This window comes from Frankia sp. CeCAU1 (genome assembly GCF_977971845.1).
In genome coordinates this window covers 1-13873 of record NZ_CDWWXA010000128.1, presented here as the reverse complement: position 1 = coordinate 13873, position 13873 = coordinate 1, and the positions used below count along the sequence as shown (strand labels likewise).

Annotated in this window: 16 protein-coding genes; all 16 read right to left on the bottom strand. The window is 68.2% G+C overall.

Features of this window, described 5'->3' with window-relative positions:
• The coding region (locus tag AC08OO_RS18800) for a hypothetical protein (protein ID WP_476618823.1) at window positions 1-228 on the bottom strand (228 nt) is incomplete at its 3' end.
• Window positions 229-280: 52 nt separating this feature from the next.
• On the bottom strand, window positions 281-472 hold the full coding sequence (locus tag AC08OO_RS18795) for a hypothetical protein (RefSeq protein ID WP_476611001.1): 192 nt from the start codon (window positions 470-472) through the stop codon (window positions 281-283).
• 20 nt (window positions 473-492) lie between these two features.
• Complete coding sequence (locus AC08OO_RS18790) at window positions 493-804, bottom strand: hypothetical protein (protein WP_476611002.1); 312 nt, start codon at window positions 802-804, stop codon at window positions 493-495.
• Window positions 805-847: 43 nt separating this feature from the next.
• Window positions 848-1084: a hypothetical protein gene (locus tag AC08OO_RS18785; RefSeq protein ID WP_476611003.1), complete on the bottom strand. Its 237-nt coding sequence runs from the start codon at window positions 1082-1084 to the stop codon at window positions 848-850.
• A 9-nt stretch (window positions 1085-1093) separates the two neighbouring features.
• Window positions 1094-1621 (bottom strand): hypothetical protein, encoded by a 528-nt coding sequence (locus AC08OO_RS18780; protein WP_476611004.1) that lies wholly within the window; start codon window positions 1619-1621, stop codon window positions 1094-1096.
• A 10-nt stretch (window positions 1622-1631) separates the two neighbouring features.
• On the bottom strand, window positions 1632-4052 hold the full coding sequence (locus AC08OO_RS18775; protein WP_476611005.1) for a hypothetical protein: 2421 nt from the start codon (window positions 4050-4052) through the stop codon (window positions 1632-1634).
• On the bottom strand, window positions 4053-6221 hold the full coding sequence (locus AC08OO_RS18770) for a phage tail tape measure protein (RefSeq protein ID WP_476611006.1): 2169 nt from the start codon (window positions 6219-6221) through the stop codon (window positions 4053-4055). It abuts the gene before it with no gap.
• A 223-nt stretch (window positions 6222-6444) separates the two neighbouring features.
• Window positions 6445-6798 (bottom strand): hypothetical protein, encoded by a 354-nt coding sequence (locus AC08OO_RS18765; protein WP_476611007.1) that lies wholly within the window; start codon window positions 6796-6798, stop codon window positions 6445-6447.
• Between the two features lie 8 nt (window positions 6799-6806).
• Window positions 6807-7814: a phage tail tube protein gene (locus tag AC08OO_RS18760; protein ID WP_476611008.1), complete on the bottom strand. Its 1008-nt coding sequence runs from the start codon at window positions 7812-7814 to the stop codon at window positions 6807-6809.
• A complete protein-coding gene (locus AC08OO_RS18755) occupies window positions 7814-7993 on the bottom strand; it encodes a hypothetical protein (protein WP_476611009.1) in 180 nt (59 codons plus the stop codon). Before AC08OO_RS18755 ends, AC08OO_RS18760 begins: the two co-directional genes overlap by 1 nt.
• The gene (locus AC08OO_RS18750; RefSeq protein WP_476611010.1) at window positions 7983-8342 is read right to left on the bottom strand and encodes a hypothetical protein; all 360 of its coding nucleotides are present in this window, start codon (window positions 8340-8342) and stop codon (window positions 7983-7985) included. The genes AC08OO_RS18755 and AC08OO_RS18750 overlap by 11 nt, the downstream gene beginning before the upstream one ends.
• Window positions 8339-8845 (bottom strand): hypothetical protein, encoded by a 507-nt coding sequence (locus tag AC08OO_RS18745; protein WP_476611011.1) that lies wholly within the window; start codon window positions 8843-8845, stop codon window positions 8339-8341. Before AC08OO_RS18745 ends, AC08OO_RS18750 begins: the two co-directional genes overlap by 4 nt.
• The gene (locus AC08OO_RS18740) at window positions 8845-9732 is read right to left on the bottom strand and encodes a hypothetical protein (RefSeq protein WP_476611012.1); all 888 of its coding nucleotides are present in this window, start codon (window positions 9730-9732) and stop codon (window positions 8845-8847) included. The genes AC08OO_RS18745 and AC08OO_RS18740 overlap by 1 nt, the downstream gene beginning before the upstream one ends.
• Window positions 9729-11981 (bottom strand): hypothetical protein, encoded by a 2253-nt coding sequence (locus tag AC08OO_RS18735; RefSeq protein ID WP_476618822.1) that lies wholly within the window; start codon window positions 11979-11981, stop codon window positions 9729-9731. Before AC08OO_RS18735 ends, AC08OO_RS18740 begins: the two co-directional genes overlap by 4 nt.
• A gap of 51 nt (window positions 11982-12032) precedes the next feature.
• Entirely contained in the window at window positions 12033-12476 is a 444-nt protein-coding gene (locus AC08OO_RS18730) for a hypothetical protein (protein WP_476611015.1), read from the bottom strand.
• 183 nt (window positions 12477-12659) lie between these two features.
• On the bottom strand, window positions 12660-13873 hold a 1214-nt coding region (locus AC08OO_RS18725), incomplete at its 5' end, for an SGNH/GDSL hydrolase family protein (protein ID WP_476618821.1).

The window sequence follows — 13873 nt, the reverse complement described above, 5'->3', positions numbered from 1 at the left end:
CCGCGGTGTGCATCTGGGGTCTACGGCCAGGGCGGCGAGCAGCAGCGCGTAGCGCAGGCGGCCGCGGAGGCTGTCCGCGGCGTGCCGCCGGCGACGTCGCCGGCGGAGGTGGGGCGGCGGCGGCCGGCGCGCGAACTCGGGTAGCCGGTCCCAGGTGAGCGGATCGAGTCGGCGGGAGGGATGGCCGCCCTGGCCGGTTTCGTCCCACCACGGGGTGCGCATCGTCACCGTCAGCCTGGGCGAGGAAGCCGGCCACGTCGTCGCCTGCGCCAGCGACGGGTCATCGCAAGCCGACGGTGACGGCCACCGCCGTGACGGCGACGGCGAGGATCACACCGACGGCCAGCACCCACGTCGGCCATCGGGGCCGGTGCGGGTGTGCGGCCGCCGGCGGGAGGGCGTCGAGCCTTTCGAGGAGCTCGTCGGCCGCGGCGGCGAGGTCGGCGGCATGGCGTTCGGCCCGGTCATCCACGAGGGCCTCCCTGGGGCCGGTCAGCGGTGCGTCGGGGGGCGGGGTGGTGTCGGCGGCGCCAACGGGCCGAGCGTGGTGGTGCAGCCCTTGGCCTCGTACGCGTCGTAGGCGTCCCAACTGATCGTGAGGGTGATGGGACCGGGTGCGGACCGTGTGACCTGCCAGATCTGGGCCATGTCCCGTTTGAACGCGCAGTCGGCCCGTACCTCGACAGTGAGCCGGTCGAGCGCGCGCTGTGTGCGTTGGACGTAGACGCCGGCGGCGACGAGCAGGGCTGCGACGAGTACGGCCAGGCTGGCGGGGATCGGGCGCAGGCGAAGCCGGGTGCTCACCGGCCCACCAGGATGATTAGCGCGGCGAGGGCGGCGGCGGCGATCAGGTAGCCGGTGGTGGTGGGCCATCGTCGCGGGAGGGCGACGGCTCGTCGCGCTGCTGCCGGTCCCGGTCGACGCGCAGAGCGTCCGGTAGGCCGATCATGCCGGCGAGCAGAGCGAGCAGGGCCGGCCGGTCCACGCCGGTCAGCAGCTCGTGGACTACGCCGGCGAGGCCAACCAGGCGTGTGGTCCAGCTGAACAGGGTGGTGACGGCTGGGCGTCTGGGCCATCGGGACATGTCCCCTCGTTAGGGCCGGGCGAATTCGACGCAGAACAGGCTGCCGCCGTTTCCGGTGGAGGTGTTCAGGCCTGCGCCGGAGGTTTGCCGTACACAGATCTCCACATAGTCGCCGGCGCTCATGGGGATATTGACGGCAGCGACGGGCAGGTAGCAGTCGCCGGAGGCGGGTTTCGGTCCCCGGGAGTAGGAGTAGGCGCCAGAGGAGCCGTTGAGGCGGATGAATGCTCCATAGTCGGTGTTGGCATTGGTGGAGTGGTAGGCGCCCCAGATGGTGTAGGTGCCTGTGGTCTGGGCGGTATAGCGGGAGGTGTTGCTGGCGGTGGAATGTCCGCCGTCGGTGTCGTACTCCTCGGCAGGGAAGGTGAGCGCGGTGTCGACGGCCGAGGGGATGGATTGGGCGACGGTCTGGTGGGCCTGAAAGAACCCGGCGCTGCGGTAGAGGAGTAGCGTCTCGACGTCCGAGAGGGATTGCAGGCTGGCTGCGCCGAGGATCTGTCCGACGGCGAAATTGGGAATAGTGGGAATCGTCGCCATTGCAGCCTCATCAGTAGGTCAGGGCGTTGCCAGAGTCCAGTTTTCCGAGGATGGAGCTGTCCAGCTGCAGCGCGGTATGCACGCCCGGGGTGGTGCTCACCGGCGACAACCCGAAAGTCACGGTCCATTTGTTGCCCGACCAGCTGTCAGCGATCCGCTCGACGTAGTAGTCGACCGGCCCGGCCGGGGCGAGCGTCGGCAGCTCGGACAGGGTGATCTTGTCGCCCTGCTCCAGCATCCACGTTTGGACCAGGACGGCCGCGGCGCTGGCGGTGTGCAGGGCGATGGAGATCTGCGCGACGCGCACGTCCGGGGTGGCGTAGCGCAGGCTCTGGTACTGGGCGGCTGCGGCTACCTCGGCGTCGCCGGCGACGGCGAGCGTCGTGGTCGAGGTCATCGCGGCCCGGCCGAACCGGCTGGTGCTCGCCGTCACGGTGATGGCGACGGTGGCCCCGCCGACCCGCGCGTAGGTGATCACGTTGCGGATGCGGGCATCGTCCAGGGTCGGCGCGTAGTCCTCTTCCAGACCGCTGCCGGTCGAGCCGGCGAACGTGGCCAGGCTCGCCGCGTTGATGCGCCGGCGCCGGTTGCGCATCACCACCTTGCCGGCCGTGTCCATGAACATCGTCGCCGCGCCCTGGGTCGCGGTGTCCTGGGCCAGGGCGAGCGGGTTGGTCGGACCCCACGCGCGCGGGAGCAGCGTGGTCAGCCCCGGGTCTATCCGGGTGTCCTCCTGCGGCCAGCCCGCGATATTCAGCACACCGCCGACACGGTTCCCCTCGCTCTCGTCGGTGGCACCTCCGTATCCCACGTTGCTCTCGGCCTGAATGCGGGTGTCGCCGACGAGAGACGACCAGAACGCCACATTCGCAACCCGGGCCTTGAGCGGGAACGTAGCCTCGTGGGTGTTAGTCTGCCAGGCCGCACCCAGAAAGGCCCCGTCCGGCAGCACCCCGAAACTGAACGGGGATGCTGTGCAGGAATATGAAATGCTTTCGCCGGATGCCGGAATGTAGAGACGCACCGCCCCGTAGGTGCCGGAAAAAGGGTTGTAGCTGACCACGAAATACCAGGAATAGACTCCCGTATAATTGTAGGCGCTCGTGATGCATGTTTCCGAGGCTGTTTTTACCACGATCTCGCCGAGGGTCGACAACTCGATTTGGAAACCGGTTAAGGCGTTGTTGTTCCGGAGCTTTCCGGACCGGTAGATGATGCCTGACCATACCGGCGGGCTCGTCCCGAACGCGGCCCAGAATCCCATAGTCCAGGTCGACGTGTTCGTCGGATACGCCCCCGGCAGGTCGGAGAGGTCCAGGACGTCAGCTGCCCCGCCTGTCGCCACCGTCGCGTTGGGGTTGAAGTTGATCGATTTGGCGTCGTTGTCGGCGGTGTGCCCGGAGCTGGTGGTCGGCAGCACCGAGTCCGCCCCGAACACGGTGCCCGCGGTGCCGTATTTCGTGGTGAGCATCGGTGCGGTGCCGCCGCCGGCGAGGCTGCCGGCCGAGGTGACGCCCTGGGCCTCGTCGAGGGGCAGGTAGCTGGCCGGCTCGTCCAGGAGCAGCACCTCGGCCCGATAGGGCGGGGGCATGTCCGCCCGCGACAGCGGCCGGAACCCATCGACGCACGCGACGGCGACTTCGGACCAGGCCGTGCCGGCGAGGGTCTGGCTGTACCCGGTGGTGTAGCCGGTCCACCGGTGATACAGCGCCCCGCCCACGGAGCCGAGCAGCACCACTCGCCGATTGGGCACCACGTTGCCCGTGTATGGCGCTCCGGGCGAGGCCGCCCCGGGGGTGAGCTTGCCGTCGGAGTTGCCGAGCACGATCGTGGCCGTGCCGGCCTGGACGGTGTCGAGCTCGTCGGACCGGCCGGCACCGGTGCTGAACGACAGCATCCGGAACGTCTCCTCTGCGCCGAGGTCGTCACCGGTGGTCGTGTCGGCGTAGTGCAGCTCGCCGGCCGACACGCTCGCGTACGACAGGGTGATAACCGGGTACGAGCTCGACGTCGGCGCGCTGACGAGCAGCAGCAGCGGCACCCACCGCCCGGTGACCTCGGTCGCGCTGGCCGACGAGGTGCCGAGCGAGCTGCCGCCGCTGCTGCGCGCGTCCAGGGTCAGCGTCGCAGTGCGGGCGGTGCTGGCGGGGCGTAGGTAGACGCACAGCAGGTAGGTGCGGCCACTGGAGATGTCGCCGGGATTGCCGGTGTAGGTGACGCTGGCGGTGCCGGTCGTCAGGGTGCGCGTGATCTGCGTGCACTGGGTGCCCGCGTGCGCGATGGTGCTCGTCGGCGACGAGCTGGAGCCCGAGACTGCGACCCAATCGGTTGTGCCTTCCTGCGTCGAGTCGACGCTATGCAGGAAGCCGACCCCGCCGCCTGGGTCCCTGTCCCACAGGATGAACAGGCGGGGGGTGCCGAGCGCGGCCACTCAGGTCACCCGCACCGTGGTACCGGGGATCGTCCCGCCGTTGCTGACACCGATGTGGTGCAGCGCCTCGAGCACATGCGAGGTCAGCTCCTGCGCGATGCCGCGGGAGGTGGATACCGACCCGGACACGGTCACCGGCATGTTGATCGTCACGACCGTCTGGCCTCCCTGGCCGCCCTGACGGGGCAGGGGGGTGACGGCCGCGCCGCGTGGGAGCTGCAGCAGCTCGGGGCCGGCCTCGCCGACCAGCGCCATGCCCGCGCCGGTGATCAGCCCACCCGCGGCGAGCAAGGGTATCTTGGGCACCGACCAGCCTTTGCCGCCGAACTCGGGCACCCAGGACGGGGCTTTGAACCCGATCCGTCCCACGCTGTTATTCCAGGCGCTGGCGATGGCGTTGAATCCGGCTTTGAACGGCCCGTAGATGATGTTTCCGACGCCGGCCAGGGCCGAACCGAGCCGGCCCGGTAGCCCCTTGAAGAAATCGAACACCGACGCCGCGCCGGACTTGATATCCGACCAGTGCTTGTAGATCTGCACGGCCGCCGCGCCTATCGGGCCGCCGAGAATCGACACCAGCAATTGCCAGTTGCTGCGCAGGAAATCGAGCACCCAGTGTGTGGCCGCCGATATCCCGTTCTTGATGTCGTCCCAGTATTTGATGATGAAGAACACCGCTGCGGCGACGGCGGCGACGGCGAGGGCGATCGGGGCGACGGACAGCAGCCAGGCCGCAGCGACCTGCGCGCCGGCGAGCAGCGCCGTGGCACCCGTCGCGATCCAGCGCAGCCCGGTCATGGTGAGGCTCGCCAGCTGCGTGGCGCCGGAGGTGACCGACCCGGCGGCGCTCGTCGCCCAGGCGGCCACCTGGGCCGCGCCGGCCGTCGTCGCCTGCACCCCCAGTGCGATCAGCGCGGGCAGCAGCAGCGTAGTGATGACCCCGGCGACGATCGCCACCGGGACGCGGTTCTGGTCGACCCACCGGCCGAAGTCGGCCGCAGCGCCGCCCGCGGTGCGCAGCCACCCGCCCATCCGTGACAGGGTCGGACCGAGGTCGTTGGCGAGGACCCCCGTCACCTTGGTGATCACTGGCACGACCTGGTTTCCTAGGGTGTTGACGAGCGCCATTTCAGCCTGACGTTTGAATGCCGTCAAATTGGTCTTCGCGTTGTCGTTCATGGTTTTTCCCGCCTTGGCGGCGGCGCCGTCCACCTGGCCCAGGCTGATGACCGCGCTCGAGACGTCCAGCGACTTGAACGCCCCGCCGAGGTCCTCCCACTGGGTGCCGAACAGCTCAACGCCGGCAGCGTTTCGGGCCACCGGGTCGGTCATGGCATTGAGCCGGTCGATCACCGTGTCGAGGGCCTGTTTCGCGGCCGGTCCACCCTGGCCGATCTGCGCGGCCATCGTCGAGGCGGAAAGGCCGATCCGTTTGAATCCGTCCGCCGTCGAGGCGGATCCGTCGATGGACCGCTTTGAGAACTCCCCGATAGCATCCGCGACGATATCGGCGTCACGGGCACCTCCCTGCAACCCCTGGGAGATCAGGCCCATCGCGTCTTTCCCGTCGAGGCCCATCTTCCGGAACTGGGTGGAATACTCATTGAATGTGTCGAGCATATCCTCTGCTTTGTTGCCGCCTTTTTGTGCGCCAGCAACAATGATGTCAAAAGCTTCTTGCGCGTTCTTCGCCATGCCGGTTTTGATCATCTGGCCGACGGCGACGGTGGTGGGCCCGACGTCCTCACCGAGGATCTTGCTCACGTTGAACGCACTCGCGCCGACCGCCTGCAGGTCGGCCGAGCTGGCGGTCGACATCCCGCCGATGTTGGTCACGACGTCTTTGACGGCGTCGGTGACCTCCTCCATCGACTCGCCGTACGCCGAGGCGTACAACTTCCCCGCGACGGCGCCGTACTGCTTGCCCTTCTCGCCGGTCGCGCCCAGCTGGGCGTTCATCTGGTTGATCGCCGGCTGGATGTCGAGCGCGTCCGAGACGGCCGCGCCAAACGCGCCGGCGAGCGCGCCGCCGGCGGCGATGCCGGCGGTGCCGATCCGGCCGAGGCGCTCGCGGACCCCGTCGGCGTGCTCGGATATCCGGTTGAGGGATTCCTCGGCGCCTGAGTCGACCCCCAACAGGCGGAACGCGAGGCTGACGGCGGAGGCCACGGGGCACCCCCTTCTCAGCCCTGGCGGCGGGCGTCCTCGGCGGCCTGGCGGGCCATCTCGCGGCCCTCGTCTATGGCGATCGTGGCGACCCGCAGGCGTAGCGCGCGGCGGGCCGGTATCTCGTCGACGACCTGCGGGGGCAGGCCGTGCCGTTCCAGCCACCAGAAATCACGGTCGACGGTGTCGAGCCAGGCGGTGGGGAGGCGCTCGCGTGCCCGGGGGGTCAGTCCGTGGAGCCCGATTCCAACGAGGGTGTCTCGGATTTTGGGTCCGGGACGATGTCCCCCATCAGTTCGAACAGCGCCGGCGCCACGGCCTCACGGAGCCGCTTGGTGACGCGCCAGGGCAGGCCGGCGATCGTGTCGAGCGCGATGGGCAGCGGGCCGCCGTCGGTGTCAACGAGCGTCCAGGACGTGACCATCTGGACGATCAGGGCCCGCTGTGCCTTCACGAAGATGCCGACGGGCGCGACGTCGGTGGTCATGGTCGACAGGACCGCCTCGACGTGCTTGTCGAGCAGCTCATCGAGGCCGAGCAGCTCGGCGTGCTGGTCGCCGCCGAGGTCGATACGGGGCATCGGTCTCCCTACAGGGTGGTGTCGATCGTCTGATACGTGCAGGTGATCGGCGGGTTCGTGCCGTCGTACTTGACCTCGAACGGGAATTTGCCCGAGACGACGTCGAGGCCGCCGACCTGCGGGGTCGAACCGGTGAGCCGACACCGCGGCGTCGCGAACGTGATCTGCTCCGAGTAGGGCGTGGCGATCAGGTCGCCGGTGAACGCGGCGATCAGCGAGAAACCGGCGTTCGACGCGAACCGGTCGGCGAAGAGCGTCTTATCGACGTAGTCGGCCTGGAGCTGGCCGGTGATCGTGACCCGGTCGGCGGTCAGCGGCTCGCTTTTGAGCCCGGCGTTGTTCGCGTAGAACCTGTCGTCTTTCATCTTCCGGCTGATCTTGATGGACCAGCCGGTGACGCCGTCGACGGCGGCCTCGGCCCCGGCGGTCGCGGCCGCCTTGACCGCGAGGCCACCCCAGTGGAACGGCTGCTCGCTGGCGGCGCTGAACGTCGCGGCGACGAGGGTCTGTGACTCGACGATGTCCCGCACGTCGAGGGTGAGCGACAGTTTCAGCTGCTTGCCCGCCTCGCACGAGAACTCCGCTTCCATCACCTTGCAGCCCAGGCAGGTATACGGCCGGACGGTGGCCGAAGGCTGGGCGTCCGGGATACCGATCTGACGGGTGGCCATGATGCCGCCGAGGTCGGACAGGGTGTGCGTCTGCAGGTAGGCGGCCGTCGAGCCCTGCTGAGTCGGCCCGGTGACCGTTCCGAAGATCTGCCGAAGCTCGAGGCCGAAGCCGCGGGCGAGCACGTCGCCGGCGAGCTTGAGGGTGCCCTGTCGCTGGACCTCGACGTAGCGGCTGTCGCGGTCCACCAGCAGGCCGGCGTTGAGGCCGCCGCCCTGGTATCGCTCCGGTTTGAGGTCCGGTTCGGCGCTCTCCCACTCGAGGAACCGTGTGGGTACGGCATACGTGCCGTACGTCGACTCGGCGGCCATCCCTACCTGTGCGGCAACACCCGATCCGGTGGCCATCAGTTCGTACCTCCTTGGCGTAGTCCCTCGGTCAGGACGACGAGGACGATCCGCATGGCCTCACCGCGGGTGAAACCGGCGTTCATGTAGGCCGTCAAGATCTCGTGCATTCCGATCGCGACCTCGGCGGCCGGCCCGATCGGCGACACGGGCAGCGACGGCGCCCCGTCAGCTGCCATCGCTTGTCTTCGCCTTCGGACGGGCGGCGACCTTCTCGCCGGCGGCCTGGACCTCGGCGATGTGCGGGTGATCCCACCAGCTCGGCTCACGCGCCGGCGGGTCGTAGCGCAGCGCCTCCGGCCCCTTCTTCCACGCGGCGGTCGCCTCCTGGTAGCGTGCCTCGATGCCCTCGAGGTGCCGGGCGGCGACGGCGCGGGTGTCGGCGTCGGCGGCCTCCCATCGCCAGGGCTGGCAGAGGTAGCCCTCGGCCCGCTCGGGTGGGATGTCGACGACGTCGCGCGGGTCGACCCGCGCGACGCCGAGCTCGGGCACGATGACCGCGTCCGAGCCGATGTTGCGCACCTTCATCCGATGACCTTCTTTGCCTGGACGGTGAACACGAGGGTGGCGAACCGGCCCATCGAGGCCTCGTCGCTGTCGGTGGCCTGGTACTGAACCTCGGTGATCTCCCCGTACAGCACGGTCGGTGTGCCGGACGGGTCGGGCAGGGTCGAGCCGGCCGGGGTGCCGGCGACCGGGCGCAGCTCGGTGGCGAGCGCGGCGAGCAGCGCGAACGCTCGATCTCGCGCGGTTTTCTGCTCGGCGTTGTCGTAGCCCCCGACCCACGCCGAGATCAGTACGTTGATCCCGAAGTTCTCCCACCTGCGCCCGTTGCCGGCGTAGGCGGCCGCTTGGGTCCCCCGGACTGCTTCGTCGCCGTATGCGACGGCGATGATGTTCTGCTGCTGGTTCGGACCGGGCCAGCCGTCGACGACCTGCCAGGGGTCGGGCGCGGCCGCGGCGACCCGGGTGACGGTGGCGAGCAGCGCGTCGATGGCGGCGGGGATCGCCGAGGTGATCGGATCGGCCACTACGCGACCCCGGGCAGCGGCCGGACCAGCTCAACGACCCGGTTGGGGATGGCGTAGCCCTGGGCGGACACCATCGCCATGTCCGGGACGGCGTCGCCGAACGCCGGCCGCGCGCCCTGCTGGCCCCAGCGCCACCAGTGGGCGACGAGCTCGCGTACGGCGAGGCGGTAGCGGGCCGGCACCGCGGTCTTCCCGGCGGTGTAGGTGACGCTGACCCTGTCCGTGCCGGGTGGGAACGGGGTCGGGGTGCCGATGGACAGACGGGTAAGGCGGCCGCCATCGAGCTGGTAGCGGTACGGTCCGGCTGCCTCGGCAGGCGAGGCCGCGGCCGTCAGGACGTAGGGGACGGTGCCGACGTACTCGGTCACCTGCGCGACCGACAGCACGGGGGTGCGTAGCAGCTGGATCGTGGTGCCGCCACCGTCGTACATCTCGGTGACCGTGCGGGGGATGATGATGTCGCCGATCTCCTCGAGCACCTCGGCCGCCGCATCCACGAACGTCTGGAGCCGGCCGTCGTAGTTCGGCGAGGTGATGTTCAGGTGGTCACGGGCCTCGGCCACCGTCAGCAGCACGGCCGGGCTGGCGGTGCCGGCCGGCCCGGTCCCTGCGGGGACGAGCGCAGGAGAGACGACCAGCACCCCACCGCCGGCGACCGGGATCGCCCCGGTCGCGACCCACCAATACGACCAGGTGCCGGCCTGGTCGAGCGTCAGATCAACGTGGTAGGTGCCCGTGGCGTCCTGGGTCGGGGTGTGCTGGGTGACCGCATTGTCGGGCGCGGCGGCCGACAGCGTGATGCTGACCGGGTCCGCGGGCTGGCCGGCGAGGTTGGTGGTGACGGTGGCGAGGCGGGTCTCGTCGCCCACGTCATAGCGGTTGATCATCCGGCGCCCCCGATAGTCGACATCGTCATCCCCCCGAGGGGCGTGTCAGTGGAGGCCAAGGCGCCGGCCGGAGCGTCGGACGGATACAGGTAGCCGACCCCGCCGAGCAGCAGCGCCACGGCGATGTCTAGTCCATCGGCGGTCCCGACATCACGTCGCGCCGCCCGGCCCGGCCCGCGGGCCATGCAACTCTCCGTAGCCGGACTGATGATCCGCAGACGTGTTGGTCGGGCCTCCCCCGCCCGGCCGATCTCTATCGGGTCATGCCCGGGCCAGCCATCCATGAAGCCGGGGGGAAACCAGTCCCGACCAGTGCCGAGCCCAATTTCCCGCGCCTTGACGCGATTGACGAGCGCGGCCAGGGCCGCCGAGCTGGCCGCAGCGGTCCGCATGGTTTTCCCTGCCGGTACCGGCAGGGCCATTCCCACCTCGATGGCAGTCAGGATTTCCCGCGCCTTGAAGGCGCTGGCAGGTCCGGCGCTGTCGGCCTCTCCCGGATCGGCAACCGAGGTGAATCCGTCGTCGAATCCGGGCAGGAACGGGTCACGGGCGCCGACATGCCGGCTCTTCGCCGGGGTAGCAGGCCGGGCGGCTGCGGTCTCGATGACGGTGTCGGCCGGCACGAACTGGCCCATGCTAATGGGCCGGGCTGTGCTCGTCTCAGCCGAAAGCTCGATGGCCAGCGCCTTCCGCCTGCCGACCGGCTGGGCCGTCTCGACCGTCTGGGCCGGGCCGAGGAGTTCCGCGCGCCCCGGCCTGCGGGCGCTGTCCACCTCGACGGCGATGCCGAGTGCGACCCGTTTCGTTTTCCCGGGCGGCTGCGCGGTGCCGGCCTCCGCGGCGATCCCGACCGAGCGGGCCTTCACCCGTCCGGCCGTCAGTGCGCTGTCCGCTGCGTCTGCGATCCCGACCGAGCGGGCCTTCACCCGTCCGGCCGTCAGTGCGCTGTCCGCTGCGTCTGCGATCCCGACCGAGCGGGCCTTCACCCGTCCGGCCGTCAGTGCGCTGTCCGCTGCGTCTGCGATCCCGACCGAGCGGGCCTTCACCCGTCCGGCTGGGCGGGCTGTGTCCGTTTCGCCGACGGTCGTCAGATGCCCACCGGTGATGATCCCGAGCGGCTGCGCTGCGTCTACCTCGGTGGCGACACCGACACTGTGCCCTTTGACCGACCCGACCAGCCTGGCCGCCTCGGCGTCGCCTGCGGGGCCGAGTAGCCGGGCGCGGCCCAGGATCTGGGCGGCGCCCGCCTCGGCGGCGGGTCCGGCCGCACGGCCTTTCCGCCGGCCGAGCGGCTGGGCGACTTCTGTCGCGTCAGCGGGGCCGATTGGGCGGGTGCGTCCCGGCGGCCGGGCTGTGCTCGTCTCAGCCGAAAGCTCGATGGTTGGCCGCTTCGCTTTACCCAGCGGCTGGGTGACTTCTGTCGCGCCAGCGGGGCCGAGTAGCCGACGGTGCGCCTTCCCGAGCGGCTGGGCCGCGCCGGTCTCGCCGGTAGCCCCTGCCGTCCGGGCCTTGCGCCGGCCGACGGCCTGCCCGGTTTCCGTCTCCGCGGCGATACCAGCCGACGCGATGATCGCCGAGGGACGTACCGCCCAGATGATCCCCGCAGCCTCGGCGTCCGTGCCCGATACCGTGATCGTTTTATTGGTAATCGCCTGAGGGCTGGTGGTGATCGCATAGTCGAGGATTGCGGACAGGCCATCTACGCCTATACCACCATTAGAATACTCGATGGCCTCAGACCACGTGAGGCTATCCCCGGTTAGTGTGGTGGCCGAGGTTAGTTCATCGTCGCGTACTGCGAAAACGATGACGGCGGAGCCGGCAAATGTCGTCGTCACACCGGAAATTGGGCCGACGAATGTGGCCGACAAGCTGCAGGAACTGCCCGCCCCCAGCACATCCGTGATAATGCCGGCGCCACGCAGTGAAATGATCTGCGAAAAATGGTTGTCGTTGCCACCACCTGAGTTCGGACTGTAGGTGACGGTCGGCGCCGAATCGCCTGCCTGGTAGGAGCGGAGCATCAACGTCAGCCGCGCATAGCCACTACCCCCATCGCGGTAAGTGGCAACCTGCGTCCAGCCCGACGGCGTGCCCGGAGTCGCGGGCCCACCCGTGCCGGACCAGGACACCACTCCGTCGACGAGAACGAGAAGATCCCCGACGGCGGTCCCAGAGGGCAGTCCTGGAGTGGTGGCGCCCGACGTGACCCGCGAGGCGGTACCCGCAGCAACGAACGTGATCGCCACAGCGGGATGCCTCCTTTAGAATCTATTTTCCGGATCTTTGAAACCCATTGCTTATGCCGTGCTGGTCGCCCTGAAAAAGTCTGTGATTGTGGCCGTAATATCACTTCCGTCGGGGGTCACGGCGAAATCATGTTTGGTGAGGGGGATGATATTCGAGTCGGTTCCGGCGGTGGTGTCGTTGTCGTAGCAGATCAGTAGCGCGCCGACCGCGTTGCCCGTTGCCGCGATCCAGGTCTGGTCTGCGATGTCGACGGCCCACCGGTCGTTGGTGTTGTCGACCGCCGACGTCACCGAGGTGACAGTCTTACGACCCATAGTGGTCTGCTCAGTGTTTGCGGCGAGCACGGCTGCGAGAGTCGCATAGTCCCGCATTGTCGCGTCCGTGACCAGTCCGGATGCCTGTATCGGCACGATGATGAGGGCGTCGTTCGCCGCAGGGAGGGAGGCATAGTAGCTCACCCACCCGAGCGCTATGTTGAAAACGATGTTTGCCATTTGATCCTATTCCGATCCTGTTTGCGGGCATAAAAAAGCCCGCGCGAGGCGGGCGGGGAGAGTGGTGGCTAGCTAGGCGGGCCGGTATTGCCGGCTCTCAGCTGGACGGGGCGTGGACGTGCTCGGCGACATGGGCGACGGCGGCAGCAGGACCGACAGGAATAGGCATCTCCTATGCAATTCCTATGCAATGCTGATGTTGTATTTACTGCCCAGATACAACATCAATGCCTGTATTTCTCTCTGGGGAAGCGCTCGGTCATAGACCATGATCTCAGAAATCTCTCCATCCAGAAAGTTGCCGGTTCCAGAGGAGTTCGACCCAAGTCGAAATCCGGGCAAGGCGGCGTTGCTCCCCGTCCCAGTTGATCCCGTCACCGTAGCCGTCCGAGAGTTCACATAGATACTGCTGTTCGGGCTCGCGCCGTTATAGACACAGGCGGCAACGAAGTAGTTGGTGCCTACGAAGCTGGCGACGAGCTCTGTGCTCGCCCCCGCACCAATAGCAATTCCACCACCCCCAGCGGACGCCGCCGTACAGTAGACCCCAGACCGACCTGTCCAGAGGTTCCCCGAGTTACCAGAGACCTCTTTGGCCACAACGAGGACTGTCTTTGGAACGGCCCGCTTCGCCGACCAGTCACCCGTATCAAGAGCGTGGGACAAAGTCGAGGCGAACACCACTGCGGGTAGACTGTTGACCCTATTCGTCCGGTAGACCGGACGCTGTCCACTCGTCGCCTGTGCGAGCGGCGCCTGCTCCAGCCCGGCAGTCGGAGTCCAGGATGCCACGGCGGTGTTATCAGCCTGAGCCAATGCGCCCGCATCCCACCAGCCGAGCAGGCCGGAAATCAACCGGGGTGAAAATGTGACAGTCGGGGCGACGGTGGATGCCGGAGCGACGAACGCGGACCATAGTAGACGGGCCATCATGCGGTGGCCACGGTCTGTCTGGTGTAGATAGTCAGCCGTGTCGATAGGCGTAAACGCCTGATCGAGCGCCTGCGAGGTCGGGTACGGCGCGGAGATGTCGATGTACTCGACACAGTCAGGATTAGCGGCGGCAACTGCGGCGAGCGCCGCCTGGTATTGACTGTAGGGGTAGGCCGGGGCGTTGACGTCCAGGCGCTTATACGTGCCCAGGAGTAAAACAGTGGGAGTTGGAGTAACGGTTGCTTTGATCTGGCTTACAAACGTTTGGAGGTTTGCCTGATAGTTGAACGGCTCCAGCCCGGACCCATAGTCATTGCTCTGGAGCATGACACAGACTAGGGGCACCGCGAGCTGCTGGAGGCGCTGGTAGAAACTAGCTGGGGCCGCCGCCCACTCTACAGTCCTCGTCCCGGATTTCCCACTGTTAAAGATTCGTATTCCGATCGACTCGTCCCCATTGCGAA

Coding starts and splice junctions, on each gene's coding strand:
- AC08OO_RS18730 (WP_476611015.1), bottom strand. CDS start 12,476: ATGGCAAACATCGTTTTCAACATAGCGCTCGGGTGGGTGAGCTACTAT.
- AC08OO_RS18760 (WP_476611008.1), bottom strand. CDS start 7,814: ATGGCCACCGGATCGGGTGTTGCCGCACAGGTAGGGATGGCCGCCGAG.
- AC08OO_RS18740 (WP_476611012.1), bottom strand. CDS start 9,732: ATGATCAACCGCTATGACGTGGGCGACGAGACCCGCCTCGCCACCGTC.
- AC08OO_RS18785 (WP_476611003.1), bottom strand. CDS start 1,084: ATGTCCCGATGGCCCAGACGCCCAGCCGTCACCACCCTGTTCAGCTGG.
- AC08OO_RS18780 (WP_476611004.1), bottom strand. CDS start 1,621: ATGGCGACGATTCCCACTATTCCCAATTTCGCCGTCGGACAGATCCTC.
- AC08OO_RS18750 (WP_476611010.1), bottom strand. CDS start 8,342: ATGAAGGTGCGCAACATCGGCTCGGACGCGGTCATCGTGCCCGAGCTC.
- AC08OO_RS18755 (WP_476611009.1), bottom strand. CDS start 7,993: ATGGCAGCTGACGGGGCGCCGTCGCTGCCCGTGTCGCCGATCGGGCCG.
- AC08OO_RS18765 (WP_476611007.1), bottom strand. CDS start 6,798: ATGCCCCGTATCGACCTCGGCGGCGACCAGCACGCCGAGCTGCTCGGC.